Genomic DNA, 16,953 nt, shown 5'->3' on the forward strand with positions numbered 1-16,953 from the left:
CGGCTTATCCGTCCGCCGATAGCCGGGTGACATCGGAACCGACCGCCTGCAACGCCGGATCGCCACCGGTCAGCGACTCTGATGCGATCGCGGCTGTTGCCGGGGGTTCGGAGATTGCCGCGGCTGCCGGGCCGGACCGTGCGCCGAGGCTCGCGACGAACACCGCCTCATCCATCACCTCGATTCGCTGCCCGCGTATCCGCAATTCGGCGACCCGCCGGGCCTTGCTCGTGGTGAACGCGGCGGCGTCGCCACCACGGAAGCCGTCACCGATCACGAGCCCGGTCGTGCGCCGGGTGACGTTGCGGGCCGGGGTCGCCCCGCACGCGGCGATGGCGTCCCACGCCTGCTGGCGGGTCATGGCCGCGAGATCGCCGGTGAACACGATGACCTCGCCGTACAGCGGGTGGGACGGGTCGGTGCCGGTGACCGTCGGCAGCACCAATTCCTCACGCGCGAACCAGGATCGACGGGGCGCGCGCTCGGCGGCGATGGGCTCGGTCCGCAATGGCCGAGGTGTCCGTTCCGTCCGCAGCGGCCGATCGACGATCATGCGTTCGAGGGCCGCGAGGGAGTCGGTACCCACCCGGTTGGCCAGGGCGATCACGATGTCGGCGGCCGCGGCGGCGTCGGCGGCCGCGTCGTGGTGGTTGGTGAAGTCGATGCCCAGGGCGTCCGCGACATGCGGCAGGCGGTAGCTGTCGAGGGCGAGGTGGCGGCGGGCCAGCGCGAGGCTACAGCTGTAGGTCCACGTGGGCGGGTGAATCCCACTGCGGGCGCAGGCTTCCCGGATCGCGCCGCTGTCGAAACCCGCATTGTGGGCGATAACGGGCAGGTCACCGATGAGGCCCACCACTTCGGGCCACCGGTGCGCGAACTCCGGCTTGTCGGCGACCATCGCCGCCGAGATCCCGTGCACGCGAATGTTGTGCCAGTTGAAGAAGTCGAGCCCCGCGGGCGGCCGGCACAGCCACGCCGCCTCCTCGGCACGACGACCGTCCCGCACGACGGTGACTCCGACCGCGCAGATACTCCCCCGTGAGGAGTTGGCGGTCTCGACATCGATGGCGGCGAACGAAAGTCCCGCCATGCTCACCGCACCGCGAGCGGCAGCGACCGCGCCTCGGGCCCACCGAGCTCGACCAGGAACGGCCGAGCCAGCCGCAACGACTCGAATGCCGCCCAGGCATCGGCCAATTCCGCGACTTCGCGCGCCAACGTCAGCACCGGCCGAATATGGTCGTCCACCACATCGACCTGGTACCGCCTCAACGGCACCCCACCGGCCTCCGCGATCACCGGCCACTGCGGCCGCGTCAGCTTTCCGCCCGCGTCCTGGTGCTCGGTGAACCGCGCATCCGCGGATTCGACTGCCGCGCGGACGGTTTCAACTGTCGCGTCGATGTCGACAATCCGCGCACTCCCGGCATCCGCTGCGCCGCCCTTTGCCACCACGACGGGATATCCAGCCGTGAGACTCTCGATCTCCGCCACACACGACCGATCCAGCACCCAAGCGCCCGATAGCCGCGACTCCCCCACCGCCGCGCCCACATTCACATGCCAGATGACCATCCGTTCCCCGGCCGCGCCGAGCACCACGAGGGAATGAAGGTCGGAGGAGGAAGCCATAACGCTCCACGGTCGCGGCGAACAGGTCCCGCGCTACGTTAGAGCATCCCGCCGACAGATTTCCGTAAACCCCCACGCGAATCATCAACGGAGCCAAACAGTTCCGACCGACCGGTGTTCCACTACGCAACTCGCCGCGCGCCCGACCCCACCTCCCAGGTGAATCAGCTTGCGTGGACCGCGGCCCCCGATCGCAGCAGGATCAATGCCCGATTCGCCGCCGGCCGACCGAGCACGGCCGCGCCCTGCGGCCGTGCCTCGATGAGCCGTTCCGCCAACTCCAGCCCGAGGTCAAACCAGTTCGGGAACCCGCAAATGCGCCAAGGCCAGCTCGAATTCGCGAACGTCGACAGCCTCGACGCGCGCCTGCCGGGCGGCATCCACCCGCAACGCGGCCGACGCCATCCGATTGCGTTCCATCGCCTCGGCACTGTCGTACACACTGCACGAGACAGCACGCCCCGACGCCCTGTTCACCATCAGGCTCGCACTGCAAAATCCATCGAGCTGCTGCTCCATACCGGGCAACGTATGCCCCCGATACACGTCGATCGCACTGTCGATCCTGCTGGGATCAGTCTTCACCCAGGTGACCCGCGCACACGCACCCTCCGGCGTCATATGCGCCCGATGCATGGCCGCGATCTCCCATTCCTCGACGACCGGACTCCCACCGAATATCTCCGCCGCACGATTGCGAATCGGATTCACCCGCGCGGCGCTCGCCCGCAACGCCTCCTCGGATTCCCACGAGCTGGTCACGATGCACCGCCCGGTGTGCCGATCAACCAGCAACGAAAGCCCGACACACCCGGGAATCCCCTGAAGCCCCGGCATGACCTCGTCCCGCACATGCGCGATCCCGGATTCCAAAGCAGATAATTGCGCCTGAAGCGTGGTAGACCGTGCGTACACGACCCACCTCCTTTCTGCACAGAGGCAGCGCCCGGCGGCGCCACCGGCATATTTCACAGTCCTCCCTCCCGATCACCAGGGCAATAGCCTGTGGCTATTCCACAGCAATCGGCCATGACCCGACCGGCACTTCCGCCGCGAATCAAAGCGCCGCCAAGAACCTCGAAATTGCGGATCGAGCATCGACGAGGCCCTTGACCTGCCGATCGAATTCGTCGCTACCGTCGCTGACACATCCGCGCATGGGCCACGACCGACGACCTCGGTCGCCAGCCGTCGCTCCCAGATGCGCATCCCAGAACGCCGCGGTGCGAGGATTCATGGCCGTCCCTTCGTGCAATTCCTTGCCCGAGGCCGTCACGCCGGGCACCCTGCCGTGGCCCCTTGGGCAGCGATTCCGCTTGCGTTGAAGGTGAATCGGCCGCATTCCTCGCGATCGAAGGTGCCGTGTTCGACCCATTCGGTCAGTGCTGCCGCGACGGTACTGTGCGGGCCGAGCCAAGTCTGTGCGGTTTGCCCATACGGGATGGTCGCATCATTGTGGTCGTCGCAGCGGGCGTCGGCGCAGCCCTCGCTGTGCATGAAATGGCCGCCGCATTCGATCTTCACCATCACTGTGTTCGCGACGCCGGTGAGCGAGTCGAAGATGTTGTCGGCGTTGGCCGGTGGGTTGGCCAGGTCGTCCGAGCCTTGCAGGATCAGCGTCGGCACCGTGAAGGTGGCGGCGACGGCGGGATTCCAGCCGTAGTTGGTGAACGTCGGCAGCCGGAACACCCCGCTCGGGTGGGCGGAATCGCTTCCGCCCCAAGACTTGCCGAGCGGATCGAGGTCGAGCACCTGCCGTTGCAGATCCTGGGGTCCACCGACCGGCACGCGGCCGGTGCAGACGGACTCACGATCCGGCGGCACGCCGTCCCCGCCGCCGGTGCGACCGATTGCGAGAGGGAACGACGTGGACTTCTCCACGTCAGGCAGGTCGGCCTCCTCAGTGGGGAGGTTGACATCGCCGGGCACACCGGGCAGACGGTTGAAAACCGAGGCCAGCAACAGGATTCGACTGACCTTGCGGCGGGCGTGCTCCCCGAGGCGGTACAACGCTCGGGCGACGCGCGCCCCACCGAGTGAATAGCCCAGCACGGCCACCTTGCCCGCCCGCGGTCGAGCCTTGGCGATGGCGTCATCGATGACCTGCAGGATATCGCGCGCCCAGACGTCGGCGGTGGCGAAGTAATGGCCGCTCGTGTGCTTGCGCAACTCGCCGTGCAGCGGATTCACGCCGAGCCCATCGACCGGCGGATTCTTGCCGTCGCCGAGATAACGCGCCTGCTGGTTGAGCGGGAAGATGCCAGCGTTCCTGGTCCGGCCACACCCGACTTCCGGTGTCGCACAGCTGTTGTCGGCTCCGAACCCCGGCAGACTGGCGTTGGCCGGATCGTCGAGGCCATCGGCGAATCGGGTCGACTTGCCGTAGCCGAGCAGGTCCGGCGCGAAGGTGTCGATCCCGGACCGAGCGAGCGCTTCCTGGAGGCTAATGGCCCCACCGCCGGGATCTTGCGTGGTCGGGTGACGCAGGTCGAAGGTGGCCGATCCGGGGATCGAGCGACCGTGCACGAGCACCATCGCCGTGGTCTGCACACCGGGGCACCTACCGTGCGCGTAGGCCGGCGCCACACGATGCACCCGGATTGTGGCGGGCCGCCCGTCGAACCTCGTATCGGGCATCAGGTGCGGCGGAACCACAAAATCCAGGTTGTAGTCGGACGCCTCGACCCCCGTCGGCGCCCGATCACACGTAGGTGCGGCCCGCACGAGAGGCGCCACCCCTACTGGATCGACCCGGCCAGAAACCGCGGCGAACACTGCCGTGGCGAGCAAGCTTCGCGGTGCGCTCATCGAATACATTCCTGTCCGAAGTCAACAATGCTCGATCGGATCAGAATCGTAGCTGGTCACAGCCTTGAACCGGGGGAAGTGCCACGGCGCGGCAACGGGTCCACTCCAGGGCAGCCACCACACTCCGAGGCTGTTGTAGTACGCCGCGCAGGCCGGATCGATCAACAGCCGAATGACCCACAGATCTGCGCAAGCGACATGCTTGACGGAGAAAGTACAACAGTATCGTGGTTAGTTGCGTTTTCTGGCTCTAAAGTAGAGTAAGAGCGGATTTGGTCAACTTTTCCAGAGGAGACCGCGTGAACTGGCCACCACACCGGAGCGAACAGCGAGTCTGGACCTCGCGTCAGCGTCAGGGTTCACGTGCGGATCGGACGCTCGATCGGATCACGGTCGCTATCCCGCCCCGAATCGGGGAGCTCGCCTACGACCCGACCGGGGCTGTCGCCCGCGCCCACGAAGCCGCATTGATCGCGATCGCCCGGCTCGAAGCCGGTTTCGGCGAGCATCTGGCACCGCTGGCCGACTTCCTGCTGCGCAGCGAGTCCGTCGCGTCCTCGAAGATCGAACACATCGATGCGGGCTGGCGAGCCTTCGGCAAGGCGGTCGTCGGCGGCAAGGCCAGCGACGAGGCAAAGTCACAGTTGGCCGCGGTCAAGGCCCTGATCGCGATGGTCGACGCGGCCGGCTCGGGCAACATCGGGCTCGACGACCTCCTCGAAGCTCATCGGCTATTGATGGCAACCGACTACTACACCGCCCGCGATGCGGGGCAACTGCGAGACGTTCAGAACTGGGTCGGCGGCAGCGACTACACGCCAATCGATGCCGCTCATGTGCCACCGCCCCCCGAGCTGGTCGCCGAGTTGATCGCCGATCTACTGGTCTTCGTCAACCGGGACGATCTGCCGATCCTCGCGCAGGCCGCCATCGCCCATGCCCAGTTCGAGTCCATCCACCCGTTCACCGATGGAAACGGGCGCATCGGGCGGGCACTGATCAGCGCCGTGCTGCGCCGCCGCGGCCTCACCCGCCGTGTGACCGTTCCGCTTGCCTCGGTCATGCTCGCCGACACCGGTCGATACTTCATGCACCTCAACCGATTTCGCAGCGGCGATGTCGACGCGTTCGTCGAGTATCTGGCAGTCGGCTCGATCCACGCCAGCGAGGCCGCCCAAGACTCGGCGATGGCTCTCGCCGACCTGCCGAGTCGCTGGCGCGACATCGCACGCCCGCGGGCGAACTCCGCCGACGAGGCCATCCTCGCAGCGCTGCTCGAGACCCCGATCTTCAACATCGACACCGCGCAGGGCATTGCCGGCACCACGGACGCCAGTACGTACCGCGCACTGGGACGTTTGACCGAGGCAGGGATCCTCGAGCTTCTCTCGGAGAGCAAGCGCAATCGCGTCTGGGCCGCGACCGACGTGCTCGCAGAGTTGGATGCGCTGAGCGCAGCCATCGGGCGACGCACCATCGAGCTTTTGTAGCCGCCCGTAGCTGACGGATTCAGGTCCGCCGCCGGCGCGTAGAACCGGCCTGGGTCAGACCAGTTCCGGGACGCGCAATTGCGCCAATACCAAGTCGAATTCGCGGACGTCGACGGCTTCGACGCGCGCCTGCCGGGCGGCGTCCACGCGCAGCGCGGCCGACGCGATCCGGTTACTCTCCATCGCCTCGGCATTGTCATAGACACTGCACGAGACGGCACGACCCGAGGACCTGTTCACCATCAGGCTCGCGCTGCAGAATCCATCGAGCTGCTGCTCCATACCGGGCAAGGTGTGGTCCCGATAGACCTCGATGGCGCTGCCCAGCCTGCTGGGATCGGTCTTCACCCAGGTAACGCGCGCACACGCACCCTCCGGCGCCAGATGCGCGCGATGCATGGCCGCGATCTCCCATTCCTCGACCATCGGACTACCGCCGAATTTCTCAGCCGCGCGATTGCGAATCGGGATCACCTGCTCGGCGCTCGCCCTCAGCGCTTCCTCGGAATCCCACGCGGTCGTGACAATGCACCGGCCGGTTTTCCGATCGACCAGCAACGAAAGCCCGATGCAACCGGGAATTCCCTCCAGCTCCGGCATGACCTCGTCCCGTGAACAGCGGACCGAACTGCCGAGGCTCGACATCTCGAGCCGGCCGTAGGCAACGAGTTGACCGTCTCGTCGAAACCGACGGCTCGGTGCCGCTGCGGCGAGCGCAGGCCCTGGACTGTAGATCAGCGTCGGCTATGGGCGTGAGTTCGGCTCAGCCCCAGCGGATCTCGAGCAGGTCGTCCGCTCCGCGGTCGATATGGGTGTGGAACCGGCGGCTGACGTGCGTGAGCGTCTTACCCAGCCAATCGGCATCGGCCCGGGAAGCATGTTCGAGCCGCATGCGGCGTATCCGCATGGGCAACATCCGGATTCCGGTCGGCTGCCCGCCGGGCTCGACCGAAATCAGGTAGAGCAGCCGCAGTTCGGGACGGTAGGACTCATATCCGGGGATGCCTTCGTAGTCGTCGATGACATCACCGCAGCCATAGAAAATGGGCCTGCCGTGGTAGATCTCGACGGGGCGAGGATGGTGCGATGAATGCCCATGCACGATGTCGATGCCGGCGTCGATGAGCCGTCGCGCGAACTGGATTTCGCTCCGCCCGATCCCGTAGCCCCAGTTCGGGCCCCAATGCACGGACACGATCAGAATATCGCCGGGATGCTTGTGCACCAACGCTTGCGCCGCGACATGGTCGGCAATGTCACGGCCCGGCGGATCACCGAACAGCCATACTCCCGGCCGATCATGCTGCGCGGCCCACGCCGGCGGCACGCCGCTGCTGGTGCAGGCCACCGAGACGATGACCACCCGCAGCCCGGGGGCGGACTCCACCACCACCACCGGGCGGCAGGCTGCGTCGATGCTCGTTCCCGCCCCGGCTGTGCCGATGCCCGCCGCGTCGAGCGCGGCGCACGTATCGCGCAGACCGCGGTTTCCGAAATCGAGGATGTGGTTGTTGGCCAACGCGCAGACGTCGGGCCGAAACGCTTTCAGCGTCGCGATATTGGCGGGGTTCATCCGATAATGGATGCCCTTGGCGGGCGCGAATACGCCGTCGGCGGTGATCGAGGTTTCGAGGTTTATCAGCCGGACCTCGGGCGCCAATTGGTCGAGCATCGGCCCGACGTCGCCCCACAGCCAGTCGAAGTCGACCGGGTACGGTATCGGCCCGTTCGTCTTCTCGGCCAACTCGACGTAGCGCCGGGCGTCATCGACCCACGGTTCGTGCAACAGTGGATCACCTGGATGCGGCTGGATCTGGTCGACGCCGCGACCGAGCATCACATCACCGCCCAGCAGCACGGTGATCGGACTCTGCTTCGGTGGACCGCTCGTATGCGTCATCGTTTATCTCATGGCTTGTAATGGCAATTGTAGTGGTGGGGATGCCGCTCCGATCGCCTCGCTTCTGGGCAGGGTCAGGGCGGAAGCGCAGAATCTATGTATCGCACCCCCGGAGGCTTATCGGCCGCATGAGTGGAAGGCAGCGTTATGAAGGTCCGAAGTGATTCATTCGACGATAATGCGCGCATTCCGGGCGCGTTCGCCTACGGAGTACCGGATGCCGTGCACCATGTCCGGGCGGGCGCCAATAGCAACCCGCATCTGGCGTGGGATGAGGTGCCGGCGGGAACACGATCGTTCGCGGTCGTGTGCTGCGACCCCGACGTACCCCACAGCGGCTCGGACGTGAACATCGAGGGGCGAACGGTGCCGGAGGAATTGCCGCGCGACGACTTCTACCATTTGGTGCTGTTCGATATCCCAGCCGACGTGCGGCAGATCGCCGCAGGCAGCCTCCAGACCACACACGGCAGGTCGGGTCCGGCCGCACCCCATAACGCGCGGTACGGCCTCAACGACTTCAGCAGTGCGAAGATGGATCATTACGGCTACGACGGCCCCTGCCCGCCCTGGAACGACGAGCGCATCCATCACTACGTGTTCACCGTCAGCGCCCTGGATGTCGAACGGCTGCCGCTGCGACAGGCAGTGAACGGGAAACGGCTGCGCGAAGCGATGGCCGGCCACGTCCTGGGACAAGCCGACCTCGTCGGCACCTACACCCTCAACTCCGGTCTGAGTTCGAACTGAGCCACCCGAGCGCAGGGCACACCGGAGGAACCGCCGCTGGGCGGGCAGCGGGATGGTTGTGGTGGCTGATCAGGGCAGCTGAATCTTATGCTCGTGGTTCGTGACGGCCTGCTGGAGTCGGACCCGCGACAGTGTGTGCGGCCCGCATTCGCAGGAAGCCGGCAACGCGTCATCGACAAAGCCATCACCGGCGAGCAGATCCGCAAACCGGGTGCCATGCCCATGAGCGCCATGCGCGGCATCGACGAAATCACGCGACCCATGCGCCCGCCCCCCGGTCGCCGACTGATACACCGGTCCGGCCGGCGTATCGAACACCGCCGCAACATGGTGACCACAACCGCACCGCACCCGCGTCAACGTATGCCCCGCCCGGTCCGTCAGCGAGTCCAGCGTGTGCTGGGCCAGCCGACGTCGTTCCGGTGCGGGTAGTTCCGAAACATTTGCCATCAATCCAATTTACTGCTCGCAGGTCACAGCAACAGGACCCAAATGACCGGAGACAGGGACGATCGGCCCGCCTCGAAGAGACGTCAATCCCCGCTTGGATACAAGGCTGGGCATCGCGTCAACGGCAGGGTTCGCGGGCGGACCGGACCCTGGATCGGATCACAGTCGCGATCCCGCCTCGGATAGGCGAGCTCGACTACGACCCAACCGGACCCTGCCCGTGCCCACGAAGCGGCATCGATCGCAATAGCGCGTCTCGAGGACGGCTTCGGTGACCGTCTGGCACCGCTGGCCGACTTCCTGCTGCGCAGCGGTCCGTCGCGTCCTCGAAGATCGAACACATCGATGCGGGCTGGCGAGCCTTCGGCAAGGCGGTCGTCGGCGGAAAGGCCAGCGACGAGGCAAAGTCACAGCTGGCGGCGGTCAAGGCCCTCATCGCGATGGTCGATGCAGCCGGCTCTGGCAGCATCGGGCTCGACGACTTGCTCGAAACCCATCGGTTGCTGACGGCGGTCGACTTATACACCACCCTCGACGCGGGCAAACTGCGAGACGTTCAGAACTGGGTCGGTGGCAGCGACTACACGCCGATCAACGCCGCGCATGTGCCGCCACTGCCCGAACTGGTCCCCGATCTACTGGATTTCGTCAACCGGGACGATTTGCCAATCCTCGCGCAAGCCGCGATCGCACATGCCCAATTCGAGTCCATCCATCCGTTCACCGACGGAAACGCCGCATCGGACGGGCATTGATCAGCGCCGTATTGCGCCGCCGCGCTCTCACCCGCCGCGTGACCGTGCCGCTGGCGTCGGTCATACTTGCCGACACGAGCCGATACTTCATGCACCTCAATCGATTTCGCGATGGCGATGTCGACGCGTTCGTCGAGTACCTGGCCGTCGGCGCGATCCATTCCAGCGAGGCCGCGCAGGACTCCGCCATGGCACTGACCGACCTGCCGAGACGCTGGCGAGACATCGCACGCCCGCGGGCCAACTCCGCCGACGAGACACTGCTTGCGACACTCCTCGAGACCCCGATCTTCAACGTCGACACCGCACAACGCATCACCGGCACTACTTCCGCCAGTATCTACCAGGCGCTGGGCCGATTGACCGACGCAGGGATTCTCAAGCTCCTCTCGGAGAGCCGGCGCAACCGCGTCTGGGCGGCGACCGACGTGCTGGTGAAGTTGGACGGGCTGAGCGCTGCCATCGGCCGACGCACGATCGCACCCGTGTAGTCGGATAGCCCGCAAGTCGGCGCGCAGGGCTACGGTCTGCGCGATAGCGAATGGCGCTGTCCCGCTGCGAAGCCCGGCCGTCAACACCCGAGTACTGTTCAACCATTGCGTGTTTCGACAAGATGTGATAGCCCTGAAACCCGTGGTCGTCGGCTATCGTTGGCCAGTTCCTGGAAGATGCTGGTCCGGTCGCGAATCAGCTCTCCGACGTAACCCGCAGGGCCTTCCGAGAGAACCCAAGAACGATTCGGCGACTTCTACCGCAAGCTCGAAGTGCCGGACGATCCCTTCACCACAATTGAAGCTGGATGGCGGACACTCGAATCCCGTCCTTTCCGGTTGATACATGCGGACACCCACCGCAAAAACATGATCATCCGCGATGGACGGCAGGTCGTCTTCCTCGACTGGGAACTAGGTCTCGACTGCGACCCGGGCTACGACGTGGCCTCCCATCTACACAAGATGGGCTACCAACCGGACGAGTACGCGACCTTTCTGAATCTGTGGGCGCTGCCGAACCAGAGGCGTCAGCCGGCCGCTGGGAATCAGACCTGAAGACGTATCTGAACCACGAGCGAATCAAGTCCGTCATTGTCGACTCGGTCCCGTACTCCAAGCTCCTATTGGAAGGCAGCCGATCTCCCGAGCAGCCAGCCGCCCTGGTCTCGAACCTGGTTGGAAAACTCCGGTTGGCTCAACAGTTTTGGGGCCAGGATCGCCGCTTCGAACCAAGCTTCGTTGACGCGGCACTGCGAACAGGCAGCTAGGGCAGATCGAACCAGCCTGCCTTCACGGCGCCGGTAAAGCAGTCCCACGCAGATCCGTCGAAGATCAGGACGGGGCTCGAATCTCCGAGCTTCGAATCCCGTACACCTACAGCGCCTTCACGCAAGTGGGCCGCCTCGACACAGGTTTCCCCACCCTGGCTCTTGCTGCTTTTGAACCAGTGCGCATCGGATAGATCCGTCACGCGTCAAACTCCTTCGCTGCGCACCTCAAGAGGTGTTTGGTATCAGCTTCATTCAACGCGATGCGGCCGATCCTCGCATATGCGTCGCGGTATCGCGCAACATCGACATCACTGTCGTAGTAGATCCTGGACCCGTAGGACTCGACGTAGACGGTCGACGGCTCCACCGGCTCATCCGTCGCGGTATCAACGGGAAAGTCCAAGATCACGAACGGGCCGATGTGCCCGCCCAAGGGGAATCCTCCACCGAAGGGAACCACGCGAACCGTGACGTTCGACGGCGTATCGGCCAGCCGACGGAGTTGGGAAGCCATGATCTTCCCCGAGCCGGCGATGCGTCGCAGTGCAGCCTCGTCGATGAGCAGATCGACTTCGAGCGGCGACAACCGCCGCGTGATCGCCGTCTGCCGCTGCATCCGAACCTGCACTCGCTGTTCCAACTCCATCGCTGTGTCCGAGCTGAAGAACACTCGATTCAAGGCCCTCGCGTAGTCAGCCGTCTGGACGATGCCAGGCACGGTGTCAGGTTGGTAGGTGATCATCCGTTCAGCCGCCATCTCTAACGACATGTACGTCTCGAACTCGGCAGGAATCAGATCTTCGTACCTTGTCCACCAATGGGATTCGTCAACCGGTCGACTGCGCCGATCTGCCTGCGCGGCAAGAGCCTTGAGCTGATGTAGGCGCTCGTCCGGCACGCTGTAAAGCTTGCACAACGCCTCGATATCGAGCTGCCGGATCCGCGGATTCTCCCCCTTCTCCAACCGCTGTAGGGTCCCAGTCCCTCGCTCGATCAGCCTCGCAGCGTCAGCAAGTGAAAGCCCCACCGCTTGCCGCAACTCCCGAAGCTGCCTCCCCAACTGCCGCCGCGGAATCGTCGTCGGATTCTTGCTCATCAGCGCTGCTCCCAAACTTTTGGATGGCGCGCACGCCTCAACGTGGATGACTGCATGACGAACTCTGGATCCCATTGTCCGCGGGGCCTGGAACCCTCGCAGCGGAAACGGACGGATTCCTTTGGATCGCCCAGTCTTTCCCCGTATCGACGACCTCAGGCCTTCCACTGGCCGCATCAGGCACCACCGGTCGTCGTTGCTCAACTCGAGCCAAGGAGGTCGTAATGCCCTGGGACGCATGGGCCCTGCTCGCGATCATCGCTCTCTGCACCGCCGTCATCCTCTGGTCCTGCTGGGGCTTCTATGCAGACAGCCGGTCAGCGAGCCCCAGCTCCCTCCACCTTCCGCTCAGGGGAGGCGGATTCCTCGATATCCCTCGAACCAGCAACCACCCAACCGGCAGACACCGCTCCCCCAACCCGAAGGCGGGCAACCAGTGAACCAGGCCGAGGTAGCGGTCCTGTCCGCCCTCCACCCCGATCACACCTTGACCGCAGCCCAGATCCAACTGATCTCAACCCTGACCAGCTGGCGAACCCGAAACGCCCTCGCTCAACTCGAATCCCGCGGCCTGATCATCCCCAGCTGGTCACGCGGCCGCTGGCGCATCAGCGACCGTGGCCGTGTGGCGCTGGCCTTGAAAGGATCCCGATTCGGTGCATAGGCATAGGACGCCTGCACTCACACGTCAGCACGGCATCGTACCGACCACTGGTAAGCCGGCCGATCAGCCTACAGCTGCATCGGCAACGAACCATGCCCCAGCGTCAGCACGCCGCGGAGTCAGCCGTTGTGCAGGCCTCAGGTGCACTTCGGGAGCAGAAGATACAGCGATCGCTCCTCCCGGTCGAGGCGTGCGACTGACGCCACCGCCGTGAAGTAGCCAGCACCACAGTGCAGTTCGGCGTAATACAGTGGAGCTCTGTCACCCACGCGGGTTTCGAATCGAAGGGGAGTTCTGTTTGTACAACGAAGCCGTTCTCGTCAACCGGATCTTGGAGGCGGCACAGGATGCGAGGGCGGAACCGCTGCCCGACGATGTCGCGTTCGAACTGTTTGCTGCGCAAAGCGTACTTCGTGAGTTCGATCTTTCGGACGAAGAGGTCGAGGTCGGGCGTATTGGAGGGGGCAAAGACGGCGGGATAGATGGCTTCTATGTCTTCCTGGATGGGGCGCTCCTCGACGAGGACTCCGATGTGTTCGCCGATGACTTCAAGGCCTCCAACGTTCGCAAGCATGCCGAGATGGACGTCTGGGTCATCCAGGCCAAGCGGGAATCGTCGTTCACCGAAACGGCATTCGACAAGCTACAGTCTTCGCTCGGTCGGCTCTTCGACCTGACACAGGACGACGAGCAGTTGAAGGTCCTCTACTCCAAGGAGCTCATCTCACGGGTCCGTATCTTCACCGATGCCTGGATGAAGCTCGGCATTCGGTCCCCCCGGATCACGGTCCATGTGGACTACGTGACGAAGGGCAACACGACCGATGTGGGGAAGGCTGTCGACCACAAGCGGGGCGAACTCGAGACATTCATCGAATCTCGAGTGAAGGGCTCCGCCTCGATTGCACGTTTGATCGGCGCAACCGAGCTGTACGACCTTGCCAGCACGGAGCCCGAGTACGACCTCCAACTTCGCGTCGCGCACTACGTACCCAGAGGGACCGCGTACTCCGGCTTGGTGCGGCTCAGCGACTACTACGAGTTCCTTTCCGACGACCGAAAGCGCCTGCGCACGAATCTGTTCGACTGGAACGTCCGCGACTATCAGGGCGAGGTGATGGTCAACCGCGCCATCCAAGCCACGCTCGAATCCGACCAGGACGAGGATTTCTGGTGGTTCAACAACGGCGTCACGATCCTTTGTTCGTCGGTATCCATCAGTGGCGAAAGCACTTTCACGCTGGCAGGAGTGCAGATCGTCAACGGCATGCAGACCTCCCACGAGATCCACGCTGCCATCGGGAAGAGCAACCCCGACGCCGAGCGATGGAAGAGGCGGTCGGTCTCCGTTCGTATCATCCAGGCCCAGGATGAGGAGGTCCGAGACAAGATTATCCGTGCGACCAACAGCCAGACCAAGGTCCACGACGCCTCGCTTCACGCGACCGAGAAGATTCACCGGCAGATCGAGGCCTACTTCAAAGGGCACGGCTGGTACTACGACCGCCGTAAGAACTTCTACAAGAACACGGGCAAAGCGGCGGATCGTATCATCGGCATTCCCGCGTTGGGGCAAGCAGTCATGGCTATCGGACTCTCGCGGCCAGACGATGCGCGCGCCCGCCCGACTACCCTGCTGAATAATGCGAAGGACTATGCCGACCTGTTCAACGAGCAGATTGCGCTGGATGTCTACCTGTGGGCTGCGGCGGTCCAACGGCGGGTCGACACGTTGATGCTCGCTGGCGCAGACCGCTTCGTTCGAGCAAACCTGAGGTTCCATGTCAGCTGCTTCATCGTGACGCGGACCTTCGGTCGGAGGATCTTCAGCCCGAAGCAGCTCGCTACGCTCGCGGCCAACCCCGTCGATTTCAGCGAAGGGTACGTATCAACGGTGACGGAGTTGCTCCAGGACCTGGCCGTGAAGATCGGTGAGGAAAACGAATGGACCCTCGACAGGGTCGCGAAGAGCAAGCCCTTCGTGGAAGATGTCATCCGCGCCGCGCTGGGCGCGAACGACGAGATGACCAGTATCGCACCAGCATTGGACCTCGGCGATGAGACTGGCAGCTAGAGCGATCACGTGGTCGCTACAGCACCAGACATCGAGCGGCTGGACACCAACCCATCCCGAAGTACAGCCCCTACGTAAGATCGACAGCCCGGATATAGCGAGTACTCTGTTCCCGAGTCGGTAGCAGAACAACCGTCTCGCCTGGCGACGCAAACTTGGGTGTTGCCAGGCGAGTCGATCTCGCCATTCGGGGGTAGCTAGGAAGTGTCCAGCCAGGGAAAAGCGTCCATGAATGCCAGCTCGGCAGCGCCGAAGAAGGGCGAGCTGCCAGCGTCCGACGTCCGGGAGTTCCGCGCCAAACTAAAGGAGTTTCTCGACGCGAAGGACGACCAGGGGCGGGCGTGGTCGAATGCACAGTGGGGTGTTTACGCGTTCTACGATTACGATGGCGAGCCCATCTACGTTGGACAGACGAACGAAATGCTGCGAGTTCGGATTGGTCGACATCTGACCAATCAGCGCACCGATGCTGTAGCGATGCGCATCCTGGACGTCTTCGAGGTTGCCCAAGTCAAGATCTGGCCGTTGTGGGAGTACGAGGGCGTTACAAAGAAGAAGGACCCTGACGCCTTCGAGAAGGCGAAGGTTCATCTCAATCAGTGCGAGTACTCGGCGTATCTGGACGCAATCGAAAACTCGAAGTACAAGGCGATTCTGAATGAGAAGATCCCGCCCGTGTCTCCGCGGTGCGACCTTCCGCCCTCGTTCGAAAGGTCGCTCCTGACTGACCACATTCGTCACGAGCGCGAGCATCCGGACATCCGGATTGCACGGCGGGCGGAGACGATCTCTCGGCTCGCGGCCGTTGCGCGGGAGCGCGGGGAAGTATCGGCCGGCTTGTGGCGAGTGCTGGTCGTTCAGGCCATTCGCCTAACTCATCTCGCGTCACAGCGGTTGGCTTACATCGAAGGCCGTCATGGGCCCGAACCGTCGGCGATCGACACGTCGCAGCTGGTCGGCGACGTTCACAAGGAGTCGCCCGGCACGGGGGCCGAGACCGGCGAGGACGAGTTGGGCTGACCAATCGGTCCGAAGTTTGGCGAGTTCACTTTTCCGGCGTGCCCCGAGAACTCCACAGCCGTCAGCTACAAGTAGAGTTCGAACTCGTCGGTGTAAGGTGAGATCCTCTGACGCATCACATAATTGACAACCGTCCAGTATGGCGGCTACCGACTGGGCAGCCCGTTCGCTGCCGGAACGGGACCGGGCCTCTCCCGCTGTTCTCTCTTATCGGCCGTAGACAGTGGTATTACGCAATCCGATATCGTCGAGGACTTCACTTGAGGTGTAACAGTCGATCTCGACAGGCAGAGTTCGCCGCAAAGCGCATCGCCTTGCTCGGTCAGCCGATGCCATTTCGTCGTAGCTGTCCATCTCTTGCTGCCGCTGACCATGCTTCAGCATGCTACTTCAGACATAGGGCGGTCCCGGTGCGTGACGTTCGACTGCGATGATCAGGTATGGCAGGACCCCTGCCCGTCAATCACTTTGCGACACAGCTAATCTCCCTCGACATCGCCACCAAGTAGTTGACAACTGGCCGCTAAGTCGGGAAGTGGCGCTCCCATTACATGAGGATGCAGAATAGTCCTACGCGAACGAGAGTCGCAGACGGAAGGACGCCGCAGAGCATGGCAAAGCTGAACGGGCATAAAGGATCTACGCAGGTCGACATGGCCACCGAAGCCCTACTCACTCCGTTCTAGCGCTGAGAGGTCGTTGCGAGTCTTCCGGCGCGGCGGGCTCGACCCTCATGCGCCTCGGCTTCCAGCAGCCAGTTCCGGTCGGGGTATTCGCCGGCCGCAGGAAGAACCGAAGCGCCCGCTGGTGGGTGCAGAGATCCGTCGCCTTCACGAGCTGCCCGCGGGCACCCCGTTCATCGCGCCCGATTCGCAGGAAGACCGATTGACCGCGAATCGGGGCCGATGAAATGCCCGCTCGTTCCTGTGACCTGACCCCCTGATTTCGGTCCGGGTGATGTGGCCCCCTGCGGATGGGCCGCCGTTATGAGAGTTGAGGGCTGGGTTGGATGTCGTGCCAGAGCATCTCATACTCGGTGGGGCTGAGGTG

At 64.0% G+C, this 16,953-nt stretch carries 14 protein-coding genes and 1 pseudogene; 6 read left to right on the top strand and 9 right to left on the bottom strand.

The window, feature by feature from the left end; genetic code table 11:
* Positions 1-4 precede the first annotated feature (4 nt).
* The 4 genes from ACFYTS_RS25915 to ACFYTS_RS25930 all read right to left on the bottom strand — a co-directional run bounded on the left by ACFYTS_RS25915 (position 5) and on the right by ACFYTS_RS25930 (position 4,449).
* Positions 5-1,090 (bottom strand): exonuclease domain-containing protein, encoded by a 1,086-nt coding sequence (locus tag ACFYTS_RS25915; protein WP_387307748.1) that lies wholly within the window; start codon positions 1,088-1,090, stop codon positions 5-7.
* 2 nt (positions 1,091-1,092) lie between these two features.
* Positions 1,093-1,632 (bottom strand): hypothetical protein, encoded by a 540-nt coding sequence (locus ACFYTS_RS25920; protein WP_387307750.1) that lies wholly within the window; start codon positions 1,630-1,632, stop codon positions 1,093-1,095.
* Positions 1,633-1,923: 291 nt separating this feature from the next.
* Positions 1,924-2,547 (bottom strand): hypothetical protein, encoded by a 624-nt coding sequence (locus tag ACFYTS_RS25925; RefSeq protein WP_357286437.1) that lies wholly within the window; start codon positions 2,545-2,547, stop codon positions 1,924-1,926.
* A gap of 357 nt (positions 2,548-2,904) precedes the next feature.
* Positions 2,905-4,449, bottom strand: a complete 1,545-nt coding sequence (locus tag ACFYTS_RS25930; protein WP_387307752.1) for an alpha/beta fold hydrolase — start codon at positions 4,447-4,449, stop codon at positions 2,905-2,907.
* Positions 4,450-4,739: 290 nt separating this feature from the next.
* Between ACFYTS_RS25930 and ACFYTS_RS25935 the strand changes: the two genes are divergently transcribed.
* On the top strand, positions 4,740-5,930 hold the full coding sequence (locus ACFYTS_RS25935; protein ID WP_387307754.1) for a Fic family protein: 1,191 nt from the start codon (positions 4,740-4,742) through the stop codon (positions 5,928-5,930).
* Between the two features lie 54 nt (positions 5,931-5,984).
* Here the strand turns inward: ACFYTS_RS25935 and ACFYTS_RS25940 are convergent, their stop codons facing one another.
* Both ACFYTS_RS25940 and ACFYTS_RS25945 read right to left on the bottom strand, forming a co-directional pair.
* A complete protein-coding gene (locus tag ACFYTS_RS25940; protein ID WP_387307756.1) occupies positions 5,985-6,530 on the bottom strand; it encodes a hypothetical protein in 546 nt (181 codons plus the stop codon).
* 163 nt (positions 6,531-6,693) lie between these two features.
* Positions 6,694-7,830 carry a CapA family protein gene (locus tag ACFYTS_RS25945; protein WP_387307758.1) on the bottom strand — a complete coding sequence of 379 codons (1,137 nt, stop codon included), beginning with the start codon at positions 7,828-7,830 and terminating at the stop codon, positions 6,694-6,696.
* 132 nt (positions 7,831-7,962) lie between these two features.
* Here ACFYTS_RS25945 and ACFYTS_RS25950 point away from each other — a divergent pair, with 132 nt between their 5' ends.
* Positions 7,963-8,580: a YbhB/YbcL family Raf kinase inhibitor-like protein gene (locus ACFYTS_RS25950; RefSeq protein ID WP_387307760.1), complete on the top strand. Its 618-nt coding sequence runs from the start codon at positions 7,963-7,965 to the stop codon at positions 8,578-8,580.
* Between the two features lie 69 nt (positions 8,581-8,649).
* Here the strand turns inward: ACFYTS_RS25950 and ACFYTS_RS25955 are convergent, their stop codons facing one another.
* Positions 8,650-9,030, bottom strand: coding sequence for a hypothetical protein (locus ACFYTS_RS25955; protein WP_213560360.1), 381 nt, complete (start codon positions 9,028-9,030; stop codon positions 8,650-8,652).
* A gap of 86 nt (positions 9,031-9,116) precedes the next feature.
* On the opposite strand from ACFYTS_RS25955, the pseudogene ACFYTS_RS25960 reads away from it, so the two are divergent.
* Both ACFYTS_RS25960 and ACFYTS_RS25965 read left to right on the top strand, forming a co-directional pair.
* Positions 9,117-10,276, top strand: a pseudogene (locus ACFYTS_RS25960) (Fic family protein).
* Between the two features lie 273 nt (positions 10,277-10,549).
* Positions 10,550-10,834: a phosphotransferase family protein gene (locus ACFYTS_RS25965; protein WP_387307763.1), complete on the top strand. Its 285-nt coding sequence runs from the start codon at positions 10,550-10,552 to the stop codon at positions 10,832-10,834.
* A gap of 208 nt (positions 10,835-11,042) precedes the next feature.
* Here ACFYTS_RS25965 and ACFYTS_RS25970 read toward each other — a convergent pair whose 3' ends face one another.
* A complete protein-coding gene (locus tag ACFYTS_RS25970) occupies positions 11,043-11,249 on the bottom strand; it encodes a DUF397 domain-containing protein (protein WP_387307765.1) in 207 nt (68 codons plus the stop codon).
* Positions 11,246-12,145, bottom strand: coding sequence for a helix-turn-helix domain-containing protein (locus ACFYTS_RS25975; RefSeq protein WP_387307767.1), 900 nt, complete (start codon positions 12,143-12,145; stop codon positions 11,246-11,248). The genes ACFYTS_RS25970 and ACFYTS_RS25975 overlap by 4 nt, the downstream gene beginning before the upstream one ends.
* 962 nt (positions 12,146-13,107) lie before the next feature.
* Here ACFYTS_RS25975 and ACFYTS_RS25980 point away from each other — a divergent pair.
* Together ACFYTS_RS25980 and ACFYTS_RS25985 are read left to right on the top strand one after the other, a co-directional pair.
* Complete coding sequence (locus tag ACFYTS_RS25980) at positions 13,108-14,883, top strand: AIPR family protein (protein WP_387307769.1); 1,776 nt, start codon at positions 13,108-13,110, stop codon at positions 14,881-14,883.
* A gap of 228 nt (positions 14,884-15,111) precedes the next feature.
* Positions 15,112-15,903, top strand: coding sequence for a GIY-YIG nuclease family protein (locus tag ACFYTS_RS25985; protein ID WP_387307771.1), 792 nt, complete (start codon positions 15,112-15,114; stop codon positions 15,901-15,903).
* Positions 15,904-16,953 lie beyond the last annotated feature (1,050 nt).

This window comes from Nocardia sp. NPDC004151 (assembly GCF_042874235.1).
GTDB lineage: Bacteria > Actinomycetota > Actinomycetes > Mycobacteriales > Mycobacteriaceae > Nocardia.

Excerpts from the sequence above, each read along its gene's own strand:
- ACFYTS_RS25945 (WP_387307758.1), bottom strand. The coding sequence starts at position 7,830 with ATGACGCATACGAGCGGTCCACCGAAGCAGAGTCCGATCACCGTGCTG.
- ACFYTS_RS25985 (WP_387307771.1), top strand. The coding sequence starts at position 15,112 with ATGAATGCCAGCTCGGCAGCGCCGAAGAAGGGCGAGCTGCCAGCGTCC.
- ACFYTS_RS25930 (WP_387307752.1), bottom strand. The coding sequence starts at position 4,449 with ATGTATTCGATGAGCGCACCGCGAAGCTTGCTCGCCACGGCAGTGTTC.
- ACFYTS_RS25955 (WP_213560360.1), bottom strand. The coding sequence starts at position 9,030 with ATGGCAAATGTTTCGGAACTACCCGCACCGGAACGACGTCGGCTGGCC.
- ACFYTS_RS25920 (WP_387307750.1), bottom strand. The coding sequence starts at position 1,632 with ATGGCTTCCTCCTCCGACCTTCATTCCCTCGTGGTGCTCGGCGCGGCC.
- ACFYTS_RS25915 (WP_387307748.1), bottom strand. The coding sequence starts at position 1,090 with ATGGCGGGACTTTCGTTCGCCGCCATCGATGTCGAGACCGCCAACTCC.
- ACFYTS_RS25940 (WP_387307756.1), bottom strand. The coding sequence starts at position 6,530 with ATGCCGGAGCTGGAGGGAATTCCCGGTTGCATCGGGCTTTCGTTGCTG.
- ACFYTS_RS25975 (WP_387307767.1), bottom strand. The coding sequence starts at position 12,145 with ATGAGCAAGAATCCGACGACGATTCCGCGGCGGCAGTTGGGGAGGCAG.